The 15,346-nt window shown below is 69.4% G+C and carries 12 protein-coding genes and 1 pseudogene; 6 read left to right on the forward strand and 7 right to left on the reverse strand.

Features of this window, described 5'->3' with window-relative positions; genetic code table 11:
- Nucleotides 1-12 precede the first annotated feature (12 nt).
- The 3 genes from ccrA to ACGFYV_RS18430 all read right to left on the reverse strand — a co-directional run bounded on the left by ccrA (nucleotide 13) and on the right by ACGFYV_RS18430 (nucleotide 4,834).
- Nucleotides 13-1,350 carry a crotonyl-CoA carboxylase/reductase gene (gene ccrA / locus ACGFYV_RS18420; RefSeq protein ID WP_393879537.1) on the reverse strand — a complete coding sequence of 446 codons (1,338 nt, stop codon included), beginning with the start codon at nucleotides 1,348-1,350 and terminating at the stop codon, nucleotides 13-15.
- Nucleotides 1,351-1,884: 534 nt separating this feature from the next.
- Entirely contained in the window at nucleotides 1,885-2,709 is an 825-nt protein-coding gene (locus tag ACGFYV_RS18425) for a TetR family transcriptional regulator (RefSeq protein WP_393879436.1), read from the reverse strand.
- 319 nt (nucleotides 2,710-3,028) lie between these two features.
- Nucleotides 3,029-4,834: a 3-hydroxyacyl-CoA dehydrogenase family protein gene (locus ACGFYV_RS18430; RefSeq protein ID WP_393879437.1), complete on the reverse strand. Its 1,806-nt coding sequence runs from the start codon at nucleotides 4,832-4,834 to the stop codon at nucleotides 3,029-3,031.
- Between the two features lie 410 nt (nucleotides 4,835-5,244).
- Here ACGFYV_RS18430 and ACGFYV_RS18435 point away from each other — a divergent pair, with 410 nt between their 5' ends.
- Together ACGFYV_RS18435 and ACGFYV_RS18440 are read left to right on the forward strand one after the other, a co-directional pair.
- Nucleotides 5,245-5,829: an adenylosuccinate lyase gene (locus ACGFYV_RS18435; protein ID WP_393879438.1), complete on the forward strand. Its 585-nt coding sequence runs from the start codon at nucleotides 5,245-5,247 to the stop codon at nucleotides 5,827-5,829.
- Between the two features lie 68 nt (nucleotides 5,830-5,897).
- On the forward strand, nucleotides 5,898-6,623 hold the full coding sequence (locus tag ACGFYV_RS18440; RefSeq protein ID WP_393879439.1) for a hypothetical protein: 726 nt from the start codon (nucleotides 5,898-5,900) through the stop codon (nucleotides 6,621-6,623).
- On the opposite strand, the gene ACGFYV_RS18445 is transcribed toward ACGFYV_RS18440, so the two are convergent.
- The 3 genes and pseudogenes from ACGFYV_RS18445 to ACGFYV_RS18455 form a co-directional block, all read right to left on the reverse strand.
- The gene (locus tag ACGFYV_RS18445; protein ID WP_393879440.1) at nucleotides 6,610-7,128 is read right to left on the reverse strand and encodes a GNAT family N-acetyltransferase; all 519 of its coding nucleotides are present in this window, start codon (nucleotides 7,126-7,128) and stop codon (nucleotides 6,610-6,612) included. The two genes, ACGFYV_RS18440 and ACGFYV_RS18445, sit on opposite strands and share 14 nt — an antisense overlap.
- 101 nt (nucleotides 7,129-7,229) lie before the next feature.
- Nucleotides 7,230-8,810, reverse strand: coding sequence for an alpha/beta hydrolase (locus ACGFYV_RS18450; RefSeq protein WP_393879441.1), 1,581 nt, complete (start codon nucleotides 8,808-8,810; stop codon nucleotides 7,230-7,232).
- A gap of 219 nt (nucleotides 8,811-9,029) precedes the next feature.
- Nucleotides 9,030-9,701 (reverse strand): annotated as a pseudogene (locus ACGFYV_RS18455) (radical SAM protein); the annotation flags it as partial.
- Between the two features lie 38 nt (nucleotides 9,702-9,739).
- Here ACGFYV_RS18455 and ACGFYV_RS18460 point away from each other — a divergent pair.
- Both ACGFYV_RS18460 and ACGFYV_RS18465 read left to right on the forward strand, forming a co-directional pair.
- Complete coding sequence (locus tag ACGFYV_RS18460; RefSeq protein WP_393879442.1) at nucleotides 9,740-11,374, forward strand: recombinase family protein; 1,635 nt, start codon at nucleotides 9,740-9,742, stop codon at nucleotides 11,372-11,374.
- 121 nt (nucleotides 11,375-11,495) lie between these two features.
- Nucleotides 11,496-11,672, forward strand: coding sequence for a hypothetical protein (locus ACGFYV_RS18465; RefSeq protein WP_393879443.1), 177 nt, complete (start codon nucleotides 11,496-11,498; stop codon nucleotides 11,670-11,672).
- Between the two features lie 64 nt (nucleotides 11,673-11,736).
- Here the strand turns inward: ACGFYV_RS18465 and ACGFYV_RS18470 are convergent, their stop codons facing one another.
- The gene (locus ACGFYV_RS18470) at nucleotides 11,737-12,876 is read right to left on the reverse strand and encodes an IS30 family transposase (protein ID WP_393879538.1); all 1,140 of its coding nucleotides are present in this window, start codon (nucleotides 12,874-12,876) and stop codon (nucleotides 11,737-11,739) included.
- A gap of 311 nt (nucleotides 12,877-13,187) precedes the next feature.
- On the opposite strand from ACGFYV_RS18470, the gene ACGFYV_RS18475 reads away from it, so the two are divergent.
- Nucleotides 13,188-14,675, forward strand: a complete 1,488-nt coding sequence (locus ACGFYV_RS18475; protein ID WP_393879444.1) for a flavin-containing monooxygenase — start codon at nucleotides 13,188-13,190, stop codon at nucleotides 14,673-14,675.
- Nucleotides 14,676-14,851: 176 nt separating this feature from the next.
- Nucleotides 14,852-15,034, forward strand: coding sequence for an AraC family transcriptional regulator (locus tag ACGFYV_RS18480; RefSeq protein ID WP_393879539.1), 183 nt, complete (start codon nucleotides 14,852-14,854; stop codon nucleotides 15,032-15,034).
- Nucleotides 15,035-15,346 lie beyond the last annotated feature (312 nt).

Consider the following 15,346-nt stretch of genomic DNA (forward strand, 5'->3'; position numbering starts at 1 on the left):
ACCTCGGGTGGCTCAGATGTTGCGGAAGCGGTTGATGGCGTCGATGTGCCTGGCACGCAGTTCCTCGTCGCGCACGCCGAGGCCTTCCTCGGGTGCGAGGCACAGGACGCCGACCTTGCCCTGGTGCAGGTTGCGGTGGACGTCGTAGGCGGCCTGGCCGGTGTCCTTCAGGGAGTACACCTTCGACAGGGTGGGGTGGATCTTGCCCTTGGCCACCAGCCGGTTGGCCTCCCAGGCCTCGCGGTAGTTGGCGAAGTGCGAGCCGATGATCCGCTTCAGCGACATCCACAGGTAGCGGTTGTCGTACTCGTGGTTGTAGCCCGAGGTGGAGGCGCAGGTGACGATCGTGCCGCCCTTGCGGGTGACGTACACGGAGGCGCCGAAGGTCTCGCGGCCCGGGTGCTCGAAGACGATGTCGACGTCCTCGCCACCGGTGAGCTCGCGGATGCGCTTGCCGAAGCGCTTCCACTCCTTCGGGTCCTGGTTGTGCTCGTCCTTCCAGAACCTGTAGTCCTCGGCGTTGCGGTCGATGATCGCCTCGGCGCCCATCGCGCGGCAGATCTCCGCCTTCTGCGGGCTGGAGACCACGCAGATGGGGGTGGCGCCGCCGGCCAGCGCGAACTGGGTGGCGTACGACCCGAGTCCGCCGCTCGCGCCCCAGATCAGGACGTTGTCGCCCTGCTTCATGCCGGCGCCGTTGCGGGAGACCAGCTGGCGGTAGGCGGTGGAGTTGACCAGACCCGGGGCCGCAGCCTCCTCCCAGCTGAGGTGCTGGGGCTTCGGCATCAGCTGGTTGGACTTGACGAGCGCGACCTCCGCGAGGCCGCCGAAGTTGGTCTCGAAGCCCCAGATGCGCTGCTCGGGGTCGAGCATCGTGTCGTTGTGGCCGTCGGAGGACTCCAGCTCGACGGACAGGCAGTGGGCGACGACCTCGTCACCCGGCTTCCAGGCGTTGACCCCGGGGCCGGTGCGCAGGACGACGCCCGCGAGGTCGGAGCCGATGACGTGGTACGGCAGGTCGTGCCGCCTGGTGAGCTCCGAGAGCTTGCCGTAGCGCTCCAGGAAGCCGAACGTCGACAGCGGCTCGAAGATCGAGGTCCACACCGAGTTGTAGTTGACCGAGGAGGCCATCACGGCCACCAGGGCCTCACCCGGGCCCAGTTCGGGCACCGGAACCTCGTCCAGGTGGATCGACTTGCGCGGGTCCTTGTCGCGGGTCTCCAGGCCCGCGAACATCTCCGTCTCGTCCTTGTGCACGGTGATCGCGCGGTACGACTCGGGGAGCGGCAGGGCGGCGAAGTCGGCCGACGTGGAGTCGGGCGACTGGATCGCCTCCAGGATGTCCTTCACGGTCACGGTGTTGCCTCCGGCGGTGAGCACCCTGAGGGAGGGGTGCTGAGGGTTCGTCGGTGCTGGGAGTGCTGCTGAGGGTTCGGGGAAAGGCGCCGTCGGTTCGGCGGGGTGGTGCTTCGGCAGCGCTTTGTGGCGCGGGAGGTTGCCTGTGACGCAGGCGTCCGGGCGCGCAGGCCATGTGGCTTGCTGGGACAGCCGGCGAGCGAGTGGTCTCTGCCCGCCGGCCGCCCGGACTCCTTCAACGTATGACACCGCGTGTCAGGTCGCAAGGCACTGAGTGCCAGGAAATCGGCTCAGGTGAAATCTTTACTTGACAGATGAGCGATGATCGATCGAACGGCCCGTGAAATCTGCCGGAAAAGGGCCCCTGACATGCCAAAATGGCCACCCGGGCGGGTGGCCGTCGTCACAGCGTTCGTGAGGTTCGCGGTCGCTCCAGAACCGCACGGAGCCGCACGCGGCGGCTCAGGGGCCCGCTCCGAGCCGCTCAGGGACCCCCTGCGGAGTCGCTCTGCGGTCCTTCAGGGTCGCTCAGCGGTCCTTCAGTGCCTCCTCGATGGTCCGCATGACCTCTTCCAGCGGGGCGTCGGTGCGGGCGACGGTCACCAGGACCTCGCCGTGCGCGGAGACCGTCGCGGGGACGTGGCCGGCGACCGGCCCCGGGGCGGTGCCGCGCCCCACGCCGATGCCGGTGCCGAAGGTCTTGCGGACGATCGCGAAGGCGTGGTCGAGCTGGGTCTCCACGTCGCCCTGGCCGCCGGCCCGCAGCCAGCGCCGCAGGACGTGGTTGTGGGCGGTGACGACGGCGGAGGCGGCGACCTCGGCCAGCAGCGGGTCGTCGTTGGCGTCGTCGGCGTGCGCGTGCTCGTCGAAGTGGCCGAGCAGATAGCGGGTGAACAGCCGCTCGTAGCGGGCCACCGAGGCGATCTCGGCCTCGCGCAGGGTGGGGACCTCGCGGGTCAGCTTGTAGCGGGCGACCGAGATCTCCGGCCGCGCCGCGTACATCTTCATGACTTCCTTGATGCCGCGGCACACGGTGTCGAGCGGATGCTCGTGCGCCGGGGCCGCGTTGAGGACCGCCTCGGCACGGATCAGGGTGTCGTCGTGGTCCGGGAAGATCGCCTCTTCCTTCGAACGGAAGTGGCGGAAGAAGGTGCGGCGGGCGACCCCGGCCGCGGCCGCGATCTCGTCGACGGTGGTCGCCTCGTACCCCTTCGTCGCGAAGAGTTCCATCGCGGCGGCCGCCAGTTCTCGGCGCATCTTGAGCCGCTGGGCCGCCGCGCGGCTGCTTGCGGCACTCTCGGGCGGCGCGTCGGGCGTAGCTGGTGTACGGGAGGACTTGGCGGGCTGGGACATGACCCGAACGTACTGCATATGTGCGCCCCGGTGCGCCGCCGCGGGCTCTCCCCCGCCCGTGAGGGACGAGGGAGGTCCGGACGGGCGGGGCGGAGGAGGAGCGGACCGACTGGGAGGGGGAGGAGCGGACCGGCCGGGTGGGGGAGAAGCGGACCGGCCGGGTGGAGGAGGGACGGACCGGCCGGGCGGCGGGAAGCCGCCCGGGGCGAGCAGCCCGCCCCACTCCGCCTCCGCGCGGGACGCGGTGGATGCGCGGGACGCAGGGGACTCGGTGGGCGCAGGGGACTCGGAGGACGCGGGGGACCGGTCGCCGCCGCCGTCAGCGGCGGGCATACTCGCGAAAACCGCGGCCGGTCTTGCGGCCGAGGCAGCCCGCGGCCACCAGGTGCTCCAGCAGCGGCGCCGGGGCCAGGCCCGGGTCGCGGAACTCGCGGTGCAGCACCTTCTCGATGGCCAGCGAGACGTCCAGACCGACCACGTCCAGCAGTTCGAACGGGCCCATCGGGTAGCCGCCGCCCAGCTTCATCGCCGCGTCGATGTCGTCCAGGGACGCGTAGTGCTCCTGCACCATCTTGATCGCGTTGTTGAGATACGGGAACAGCAGGGCGTTGACGATGAAGCCCGCCCGGTCGCCGCAGTCGACCGGGTGCTTCTTCACCTTCACGCAGACCTCGCGGACCGTGGCGTGCACGTCGTCGGCGGTCAGCACCGTGCGCACGACCTCGACCAGCTTCATCGCCGGGGCAGGGTTGAAGAAGTGCATGCCGATCACGTCCTGCGGGCGCGAGGTGGCGCGGGCGCAGGCGACGACGGGCAGCGAGGAGGTGGTGGTCGCCAGGACGGCGCCCGGCTTGCAGACCTTGTCCAGCGCCGCGAACAGCTGCCGCTTGACCTCCAGGTCCTCGGCGACCGCCTCGACGGCCAGGTCGACGTCGGCGAAGGCGTCGTAGGAGCCGGCCGCGGTGATCCGGTCCAGGGTCTGCGCCGCGGCCTCGGCGGTCATCCGGCCCTTGTCGACGGAGCGCGAGAGCGACGTGCCGATACGGGCCTTGGCGGCCTGCGCCTTCTCCTCGCTGCGCGCGGCCAGTACGACGTCGTAGCCCGCCTTGGCGAACACCTCGGCGATGCCGGACGCCATCGTGCCGGACCCGGCGACGCCGACCGAGCGCACCTCGCGGCCGGGGATCCCGGAGCCGGCGTCGGCCGGAGTCAGGGAGTCGGCGACGACCGCGGCGCTGCCCGGCGCCTCGTAGGTGTAGAAGCCGCGCCCGGACTTGCGGCCGGTCAGCCCCGCCTCGCTGAGCTGCTTCAGGATCGGGGCGGGGGCGTGCAGCCGGTCACGGGACTCGGCGTACATGGCCTCCAGGACCGTACGCGCGGTGTCGATGCCGATCAGGTCCAGCAGGGCGAGCGGGCCCATCGGCAGACCGCAGCCGAGCCGCATCGCCGCGTCGATGTCCTCGCGGGAGGCGTAGCGGGCCTCGTACATCGCGGCGGCCTGGTTGAGGTAGCCGAACAGCAGCCCGTCCGCGACGAACCCGGGGCGGTCGCCGACCGGGACCGGCTCCTTGCCCAGCTCGATCGCCAGGTCGGTGACCGCGGCGACGGCGGCCGGCGCGGTCAGCACGGAGGAGACGACCTCGACCAGCTTCATCGCCGGGGCCGGGTTGAAGAAGTGCAGCCCGAGCACGCGCTCGGGGCGCGCCGAGTCGGCGGCCAGGCGGGTCACGGACAGCGCGTTGGTGCCGGTCGCGAGGATCGTCTCCGGGCGGACGACGGCGTCGAGCGCACGGAAGATCTGGTGCTTGACCTCGTACGACTCCGGGGCCACCTCGATGACGAGGTCGGCGTCGGCCGCCGCGGCGAGGTCGGTGCAGGTGCGGACCCGGGCCAGCACGTCCGTGCGCTCCTGGTCGGTCATCCGGCCGCGCTCCACGGCGCGGGCGGTCGCGTTCTGAAGGGCGGCGAGCGACGTCGCGGCCTGGGCCTCGCTGATGTCGATGCCGATCACCTCGCGGCCGGCCTTCGCCAGGACCTCGGTGAGACCGGTGCCCATGGTGCCGAGGCCGACGACTGCGATCGTCTTGAGCGGGGACAGGGGGGTGTCGGACAGGGGAGTGGCCATCGCGGGACTCCAGGAATGAGGGGTGACGACGAGGAACGCGCCGTGTGCGCCGAAGGCGCACGCCGGAGCGGAGAAGAGAAACCGAGATTGCGGGTGTCGCCGGGCTGCGAGCGCACACGCCCGGTGCCGTCCGCACGGGCGTGCACACGCCCGCCGGCGGCGGATTCCGACCGGCCCTGTCCCGGAGCCGGGTCGTACTGCGGTACCGATGTACCGAACCGACCACTGCTCACGACGGCTGCGTCACCAAACCGTCGTCAGCGAAGCGCGAGTGGGTAACTCGCTCGTATGAGCTTAACCCGCCGGTAACGAGCGCGCCAGACCCCGGGCCGAACTCGACTTTGTGATGTAGCTCCCTCGGCTTCGCGATGTGGCTCCCTCGGCCCGTGCCACCCGCCTAGGCTGGCCCCGTGGACGAAGAGTTGCGATCGCTCACGGACCGCTTACGGCAGGAGTCGCGCGGCACACCGGCGTACGAGGGCCTGCTCGCGACCGGGAACCACGACGACCTCGCGGACGTGCTCACCGCGCCCGGACAGCCGCTGTGGGCCAGGGAAATGGCCGCCTTCCGGCTCGGCGTCGCCGGCGACCGGCGTGCCTTCGAGTCCCTCGTGCTCCTCCTCAACCACCGTGACCCACCGCGCTGCGCCTCCGCCGCCCACGCCCTCGCCCGGCTCGGCGACCCGCGCACGGCCAGGGCGGCGGCGGCCCTGGCGACGAACGAACTGCGCGTGGCCTACGCCCTGCACCCCGTCCGCCTCCTCGCCGAACTCCGTGCCCCCGAGTCCGTCCCCGCGCTCATCACCACCCTGGAGCGCCGGCTGCGCCCCCACGACCCCTACCGCGGCGTCGCCCTCGCCTGCGTCGAGGGCCTGGGTGCCCTCGCCGATCCCCGCGCCCGCCGCGTACTGAAGGAGGCCCTCGCCCATCCGGCACTGGCGCGGGCGGCGGTGCGGGCGCTGGCGCGCATCCCGGAGGAGGAACAGGCCAGGTGAGGGGCGCCGGCCGTGAGTGACACAGCCGTGAGTGACATAGCCATGAGAGACACAGCCGTGAGTGACATATGAGCGCCGCGCGCCCCCGCCGTCCGCGCAAGCCCGGTCCCCGGGGCGAGTGGCCCGATCCCCGGGACGAGTGGGAGGCGCCGCTGCGGCTCGTCGCCCGGCGGTGGTCGGAGCTGATCGCCTTCGACCTCGCGATGGTGGCGGTCACCGCACTCGTCGCCGTGAAGGCGGGAAGCCTGCCCGCGGTCGGCTCGTGGGTCGCGTTCAGCGCCGTGTACGTCTTCTGGCTCCGGCGGCGGATGCCGCACTCCCCGGGGCGCAAGGCGGCCGGCGTCCTCGCGGGGCTCGGCTTCGTCGCCCTGGTCGTCGGCGCGGGCTACGGCACGACCCGGGTCTACCTCGACCTCTGGGGCAGGACCGGTACGGCGACCGTCATCGACAAGAGCAGTGGGACGACGCGCGGCGGCGGCAGGGCCTACACGTGCACGGTCGTCCTGCCCGACGGCGACGAACGGCAGTTGCAGGCGTCGAACAGCACCTGCGAGCGCGCGCATCCGATGCTCGAAGGCAGCCGTGTGCCGGTGGTGTACGACCCGGCGCACGTGGTCCGTCCCATGGCCGGCACGAAGGACCAACTGGCGACCGGCAAGAGCGTACTGCCGGGCGGTATCGGGCTGTTGCTGGTGATCGGCGCCGCCGCCCACGCGATCGGGAGCACGGCGATCGCCGAGCGCGACCGCCGCGCCGGGCCCGGCCGGGATGCCGCACCGCTCAGGGATTCCTGACGTACCGCACCTCGGGCACGGCGACACCGTCCACGTCGAAGGGTTCCTCGGCGCCGTCCGGACGGAATCCGGCGCGCTCGTAGAAACGGCGGGCGCGGCCGTTCTCCCTCAGTACCCACAGGAACATCCGCGGGTATCCGGCGCACCGCTCGACCGACTCGGCCAGCAGCGCCCGCCCGATCCCGGTGCCGAGGTGGCCGGGGTCGACGTAGAGCGCGTACAACTCGGCGTCCGCGGTGCGCACTTCCTCGTCCCGGTACGGCCCGAGCGCGGCCCAGCCGACGATCCGGCCGTCCCGCTCGGCCACCAGGTTCAGCACCGTGCCGTCGCCCTTGGTGAACCAGGTCCGCCGGCGCTCGGCGTCGGCGGGGACGCTCAGCGCGTCGAGATACGTCTGCGGCATGAGCCCTCGGTAGGCGTGCTGCCAGCCGCGGATGCGGATCTCCGCCACGCGGTCGCAGTCGGCGAGGGCCAGCGGGCGGATGCGGGGGAGCCGGTCGTCCATGACAGCACCCTAGGGAGGGGACCGTTCGCCCGCCCATGAATTACCGGCCGGGCCGGCCGCCCCCGCTCACCCGCCCCGACGGGCGAGCGGGGGCGGGAGGACTACCGGCGGTAGCCCAGCAGGCCGTGCAGGGCCGAGCCGCGTGACGACGTCGAGGCCGCCTTCGACTTCAGGGGCCTCGGGTCCGGGGACTTCTGGCAGACCGCGTCGGCCTCGCCGGTACCGCGCGGCACCGTGCCGTCGGTGAGGTAGTCGGCGAGGTACTTGTCCAGGCAGGCGTTGCCGCTCAGCGTGACTCCGTGGTTGCCGCCGCCCTGTTCGACCACCAGGCTGGATCCGGCCAGCAGCCGGTGCGCCGCGACACCGCCGGAGTACGGGGTCGCCGCGTCGTCCGTCGCCTGGAACAGCAGCGCCGGAGGCAGCGTGCCGTTGGCGATGTCCATGGCCTTGCGGGTGGTGCCCGACCAGAAGGCGCACGGCGCGTTGTACCAGGCGTTGTTCCAGGCCATGAAGGGCGCCTTCTCGTACACGGCCCAGGTGTCCCGCGTCCAGCGCTGCCAGTCGCGCGGCCAGCCCGCGTCACGGCACTGCACCGCCGTGTAGACGCTGTAGCCGTTGTCGCCCGAGGAGTCGACGGCCGCGAAGTTGTCGTACGCCTCCACCAGCGGGTCGGCGTTCTTGTCGTGGACGTAGGCGGCGAAGGCCTCGGCGAGGTAGGGCCAGTAGCCGTCGTAGTAGCCGCCGGGGATGAAGGTGTCCTCCAGCTCGGAGGCGCCGATCCGGCCGGCCGCGGGCTTCTCGGCCAGGGCCGCGCGCATCGCGTACCACTGGGCCTCGACCTTCGCGGGGTCCTTGCCGAGCCGGTACGTGGAGTCGTACTGGGCGATCCACGTCATCAGGGCGCGGTGGCGGCGGTCGAAGGCGTAGTCCTGGCCCAGGTTGTCGTCGTACCAGACGCCCCTCGGGTCCACGACCGAGTCCAGCACCAGGCGGCGCACCCGGTCGGGGAAGAGCTTCGCGTAGACGGCGCCGAGGTAGGTGCCGTACGAGTAGCCGAAGTAGCCGATCTGTGGGGTGCCCAGGGCCTGCCGGATCAGGTCCATGTCCTGGACCGCGTCGACGGTGTCGATGTACGGCAGGACGTCCGCGTGCGTGCGGGCGCAGGCGGCGGCGAAGGACTGCACGCGCTTCAGGCTCGCCTGCTCCTTCGCCGCGGTGAGCGGCACCGTGTCCGGGCGGACCTGCCCGAAGTAGCCGGGCGAGCAGTTCAGCGCGGGTTCGCTCTTGCCCACGCCGCGCGGGTCGAAGCCGATGACGTCGTACTGGGCCGCCACGCTCTTGGGCAGCGACGAGGCGACGAAGCCCGCGAGGGTCAGACCGCTGCCGCCGGGGCCGCCGGGGTTGACCAGCAGCGGGCCCTGGGAGGTCTTCGCGGTGTGCGGGACCCGGGACAGGGCGAGGCTGATCTGCCGTCCGGAGGGGTGCGCGTGGTCGAGCGGCACCTTCAGGGTCGCGCACTGGAGGGTCGGGTAGTCGCCGGTGCCGCACTTCTTCCAGGTGAGCTGCGCGGCGGCAGGAGCTGGAGCCGGTGCGGGGGCGGGGGCCGCCTGGGCGGGCAGGGCGCTGACCGAGCCCGCGAGTACGACGGCGGTGGCGCACAGCACGGCTGCGCGTTCTCTCATGGATCCTCCCGGGACGGAGGGTGACGCGAACCGCGAGGATCACGGTTCTCGCCGGATCGTCCCGGAATTGGGGCCGCTCAGAACGCGTTCCCGCGAGAGTTGACCCAATTGGGCCGAGGGATGCCCTCGAACGCCCGCGGCCTCGAACGCCCGCGGCCTCGAACGCCCGCGGCCTCGAAGGGCCGCAGTCCCGAAGGGCCTCAGCCTCGAACGCGCGCGTCAGATCAGGGTGAGCTGGGTCGGCTCGGCCACGGCGGGCCGCCCCGGTACCCCCTCCGGCTGCTGAGGCTCGGCCGCCGGGCGGATCCGCCGGGGCAGGCCCGCGCGCGTGGGCCCGATGCCGTACTCCTGGGCCAGCTCGTGCACCTGACGGGTGATCCGGCGCTGGTACCAGGTGGGCGCGTAGGCACCCTGCGCGTAGAGCCGTTCATAGCGGCGCACCAGGTGGGGGTGGTGCTGCCCCAGCCAGGCCATGAACCACTCCCGGGCGCCCGGCCGCAGATGCAGCACCAGCGGGGTGACCGAGGTGGCCCCGGCCGCCGCGATCGCCCGCACGGTGGCCCGCAGTTGGGCGGGGTGGTCGCCGAGGAACGGGATCACCGGTGCCATCAGCACCCCGCAGCCGATGCCGCGTTCCCCGAGGGCCCGTACGACGTCCAGCCGGCGCTCGGGCGCCGGTGTGCCCGGCTCCACCGTGCGCCACAGCTCGGTGTCGGTGAAGCCCACGGAGACCGAGATGCCGACGTCCGTCACCTCGGCCGCCCGGACCAGCAGGTCCAGGTCGCGCAGGATCAGGGTGCCCTTGGTCAGGATCGAGAACGGGTTCGCGTGCTCGGTCAGGGCCGAGATGATCCCCGGCATCAGCCGGTAGCGGCCCTCGGCCCGTTGGACACTGGCGGTCCCGGTCTCTGACGTGCGAATCTTGGCCCATGAGTACCCCAACCGAAGACACCAGCACCCTGATTGACCTGGTGTGCCGTAAGAGCCAAGCCGTGAAGTCGAAGACCGGGCGCCGGGAAATCTCCGTCAGTGCCCAGGAAGCACGGGGGCGACGCACAGCGGCTGAGCTAGGTCTCACCGTGCGGCACGTGTGGCGGGAAGTCGGCAGCGCTAGCCGGTTCCGCCGAAGTAAGAAGGTGGCCCAGCAAGACCTAGCTTTGCAGGCACTTGAGAAGGGCGAGATTGGCGCGCTCTGGGTATTCCGTCTCGACCGTTGGACCCGACGCGGGGCAGGAGCAATTCTCAGCATTGTTGAGCCGCAAGACGGGCGGCCCCGGCGATTGCTGGTGGACAACGGTGACCCGGAAACCCCTGGAATCGGACTGGATTCCGCTAACCCGCGTGACCGCTCCGAACTGATTCGCCGTGCCGAGGACGCTCGCGAAGAGACGGAAATCTTGAGCGAGCGCGTTCGGAACACGAAAACCTTTCAGCGTGACAACGGGGAATGGCTTAACGGAGTTGCCCCGTACGGCCTCAGAATCGTCATGGTCACGGCTGAGGACGAAGACGGGGAACAGATCGAAGAGCGCAAGTTGGAGCGTGACCCCGAAACGTCCGCCGGAATCCCCGGTGAGCCTAAGGTGACCAAATTGGATATCGCCCGATGGGTCACATACGAAGCTCCGCTTGCCGGACATGCCAAACGGAAAATTTCCCGGATGCTCAACGATCGTGGCGTTCCGTCACCTACCGGCGGCACGTGGGCGTTTAGCACGGTCGCCAACATGATTGACAACCCTGCCTATGCAGGCTGGCAAGTGACCGGGCGCGAAGACGGAAAGTCTAAGCGGATGCTGTACCGCAATGCTGCCGGTGAGCGAGTCAGCGTCATGGTGGGACCATCAGTGTTGAGCGAAGAGGAGTACAACGCGGCTCAGGCGGCATCCAGGGGAACCGGCCCTACCGCTGATAAGGAATCATGGCGAGCGCGGCACGTTCTCACTGATCTCCTTGAATGTGCCGGGTGTGGGTCTTCAGTCACATGGCGCGGAAAAGGATATTGCTGTTGGCGTCCGGGGGCGGGGGGAGTGTGTCCGGCCCCGGCTTACGTGGCGCAGAAAAGCGCTGAAGAGTACGTCTACTTGCGCTGGTCTTCGCGACTTGCAGCGACTGAGCCCCATGACCGTCTGTTGGCGATTGTGGCGGAGCGCTGGCAAGCCCGGCAGGACCCCCAAGCGTCAGCGGACGAAGCGGCGGCACGTGCGGCCCTAGCAGATGCGGAAGCGGCCCTCAGTCGCCTTTGGAAGGACCGGCGCGCCGGACTCTACGACGGCCCCTCAGAGCGCTTCTTTGCCCCGGCACTGGCTGAGGCGAATGAGGCAGTCCTAGACGCACAGAGGGCTGTCGAGGCAACACGCGGGCAGGAAGGCGTGGATATCTCGTTCCTTCTCGACACTTCGTATCAGCACGAAGCATGGGAAGACGCAGATGACGCGCTTAAGCGAGACCTGTTGCGCTTGGCCATTCGACGTATTCGGGTCAAGAAGGCGGACTATCGGGGACAGGCATTCAACGGAGACGCGCGCATGGAAATCATTTGGCATGACGACGAAGGCGCCTAGGGAAACGAACACACCACGCAGCGAATCCGCAGAATTGGTCTCAGGAAAGAGAATGGCACCGGTCCGGCAGGACTTTGGCGAGTGACAGCCGGACCGGTGTCCCCAAGGGGAAGGCACCATCATGACACGCGAGGAATACGCGGCACAGTGCGACGCCGAAGAGGTGGCGTTCAACCGCGAGTTGGAGTGGAAGCGCATAGCGCGAACCCTGGAAGCCCTGTACGGCGCTGTGAGGGCCGGAGACAGTTCCGTCTACACCCGACAGCGCATCACCCGGCTTGAGGCGCTGGCCGCCTGAGACTCCCTGGCCCCGTCTGGCATCGGCGAATTCGAGGGGTCGTTGCAACACCGTGGTCGGTTGATCAGGCCGCAAGCAGTTTAGACAGACGCTCGGCTGGGGTTTCCCAGCCGAGCGTTTTGCGTGGGCGGCTGTTGAGTTCGGCGGCGACGGCGTCCAGGTGCTCGCGGGTGTGGGCCGAGAGGTCGGTGCCTTTCGGGAAGTACTGCCGCAGCAGGCCGTTGGTGTTTTCGTTGGAGCCGCGCTGCCAGGGGCTGGCCGGGTCGCAGAAGTAGACCGGGATGTCCGTGGCGATGGTGAACGCCCGGTGGGCGGCCATCTCGGAGCCCTGGTCCCAGGTCAGGGAGCGTCGCAGGTGGGTGGGAAGCCTCTTCACGGTCTCGACCAGGGCGTCCCGGGTGCTCGGAGCGGTGTGGTCGATGGGGAGGTGGACCAGCATTACGTAGCGGGTGGAGCGTTCGACGAGCGTGCCGATCGCGGAGCGGTTGTCCTTGCCCGTGATCAGGTCGCCCTCCCAGTGGCCCGGGACGGCCCGGTCGGCAGCCTCGGCGGGACGGTCGCTGATCATCACCATGTCCTTGACCGCTCGGGTCTGGCGCTTGTTGGACTGACGGTGAGGACGGCGGCGGGCGCGTCCGGTCCGAAGGGCCTTGGCCAGTTCTCGGCGGAGCTCTCCCCGGCCCTGGACGTAGAGGGCCTGGTACACCGTCTCGTGGGTCACGTGCATCTCCGGCCGGTCGGGGAACCCTCTACGCAGAGCGTGGCAGATCTGCTCGGGGCTCCACCGCCGGGTCAGATGGTCCTGGATGAAGTCGCGCAGCTCGGGGTTGTGCCCGATCCTCCCGGGCTTGGGGCGGGGCCGGCGGGCGTCGGCGCGGGACTGGGCCGCGTGCGGCCGGTAGTGCCACTGGCCGCGAGGATCGACGGTGCGGTTGCGGCGGATCTCCCGGCTGACGGTGGACGGGCTGCGGCCCAGCTCGGCCGCGATGGCCCGGATGGTGGCCTTCTCCCGCAACCGGTCCGCGATGTGGATCCGCTCGTCCTCTCGCAGGTACCGCGACGAGGTGGACCGTGGCGTCCGCGGAGCAAGCGCGGGTGCCACGGTCCGGTCGGGACTCGTCCTGCCGTTCCGCCATTCACGGCCGGTCCTCAGGTTGATCCCGACGACCTGGCAGGCTTCCTTGTTCGAGTACCCCAGCTGCATGAGGCGGAAGTATTCCTCCCGCTCCCGTCGCAGCTTCTTGGGCCCCTGGGCCTTGCGGATCTTGCGAACCTCGAAGTCCATCGCACCCCTTGAGCTGGAGTGTTGCGACGACCACTAGAACTCAAGCATCCGGGCGGGGCCGGTAACTGCGAGCCCAGGCGACAGAACCACCGCGGGGCCCGCCGATCGCGTTTTTCATCCGGGCTGGACACAGCGCCCCCGTGCCGGGCGGCGAGGTGGACTGCACCCTGTCGAGCTGCCGCGAGCAGCTCGGGGAAGACCAATCCGTAAATCCATCTCAGGTGTCACCTGTGAAAAAGAAGTCGGGGAGAAACCCCGTCATAGCCATCGCCGGAGCGGGCTTCGGCGGTCTCTGCATGGGTGTGGAGCTGAAGAAGCGAGGAATTGATTCCTTCACCATATTCGAGAAGGCAACCGATGTCGGCGGCATCTGGCGGGACAACACCTATCCCGGGTGCAGTTGCGACGTTCCGTCCCACCTCTACTCCTTCTCCTTCGAGAAGTATCGCGGTACCACCCACCGCTATCCGTCCCAGAAAGGGATTCTCTCCTATCTGCAGGGAGTGGCACAGAAGTACGATCTGCGTCGGCACTTGAGACTGGACAGCCCGCTGACATCAGCGGAGTACAGCGATCAGACCGGCAAGCGGACCCTCGCCACCGGGCAGGGCGAGGTTCACGTCGTCGACATACTGATCAGCGCCGTCGGCCAGTTGCACCGTCCGCAACTTCCCGACATACCGGGGCTGGACGATTTCGGCGGCGCCCGTTTCCACACGGCGCAGTGGGATCACGGTCAGGACTTGACGGGCCAGAACGTCGCAGTGATCGGTAACGGCTCCAGTGCCGCCCAGCTCATCCCGATCGTCGCGGACAAGGCCCGTCGGACGTATGTGCACCAGCGCACGCCCAACTGGGTCATCCCCAAGCCGAAAGCCGAGTTCGGTCCGGTCACCCGGTCGGCCCTGCGCACGTTTCCGTTCCTGCACTCCTTCTACCGTACGGTCACCTACCTCGCGGCGGACCTCGCCCTGACCCCCGTGATCTCCCGGGGCTGGTCGGCCCGTCCCGCGGAGTGGCTGGCGCGACGGCATCTGCGTCGACAGGTCGGCGACCCGGAGAAGCGGGCGAAAATGACCCCTGACTATCCCATCGGCTGCGAACGCATCGTCATCGACAGCGACTTCCTTCCGGCAATGAACCGCGAGGACGTCGAACTGGTGACAACTCGCATCTCCCGTATCACGAATTCGGGCATCGAATACACGGACGGGACGCATCAGGAATTCGACACGATCGTCTGCGCCACCGGCTTCCGGGCGTCGGAGTTTCTCGTTCCCATCAGCATTCGGGGGAAGGATGGTGTGTGGCTCCACGAGGAATGGAAGCAGGGTGCTCAGGCATGCCTGGGAATGGCCTTCCCCGGCTTCCCCAACCTCTTCTTCATCCACGGTCCGAATGCGATCTTGGGTCACAATTCCAACGTGTTCATGATCGAATGCCAAGTTCACTACATCATGAACTGCCTACGCCTGCTCGGGCGCACGGATGCGACCAGCGAGATCGAAGTCCGGCCCGATTCCATGCAGCGCTACCGGCAGGCGCTCGACCACCGGATCGACCGGACCGTGTGGGTGGCCGGCTGGCAGAGCTGGTACCAGAACTTCTCCGGGAAGGTGACCAACCCCTGGCCCGCCTCGACCCTGCGTTACTGGAGACTCACCCGGCGGTCCCCTGAGGCGGCCTTCGTGACACGCGAAGTACCGTCACGGACGTAGGAACAGGATGCGCATGACGGGGGCCGAGACCCGGGTTGGTCGGCGTGCCCGGCACGAGGTGCAGCAGGAGAAGCCGCTGCCGGAACAGTCGCAGGGCGGTTTCGAGGCTCGCGGGTGTCGAGGCCAACGGCTGCGGGCGACGGGCCTGTTGGAGGCTTTCCTGGTTGGCCGTGGACATGTTGGCCAGCGCCGCGATCCCGTCGCGGCGCAGGGCCTCACGGCGACGGCGGAGGAAGCCCCCAGGTGGATCTGGCCCGTCACTCGCCGCCCACTGGCAGTTCGCGGACACCAGCCGCTTCACCCGGGCCTTCAAGAAGCACTACGGTCAGACTCCCACCGAGTACGCACACATGAGCTGATGTTCCACACGGGCGACGCTGTGGTTCAAGCGCCTGTCGCGGCCTCCTGTCTAGGCTTCGGCGGGTATGAGCAGCCCAGGATGTTCCGGTGCCCGGTATCTGCCGAGCCTGGCCGGCCACCACCACGAGGACCACCGGAAGAAGCACATCCCTCCGCCGTGATCCACAGCTGTCCCTTCCCCGGCGAAACGGCGGTCCGTCTCCATGGCAGCGCGGCGCCTGTCTCATTCACGGCTCGTCAGCCCGTCGTACGAGCGAGAACCCGGCTGACCCAACGGTGAGGCGGCGCTGGTGAGTAATCCCCGCCGCGGT

Origin of the sequence: Streptomyces sp. NPDC048297, assembly GCF_043201585.1 — a bacterium.
In the GTDB taxonomy this organism is placed as follows: domain Bacteria; phylum Actinomycetota; class Actinomycetes; order Streptomycetales; family Streptomycetaceae; genus Streptomyces.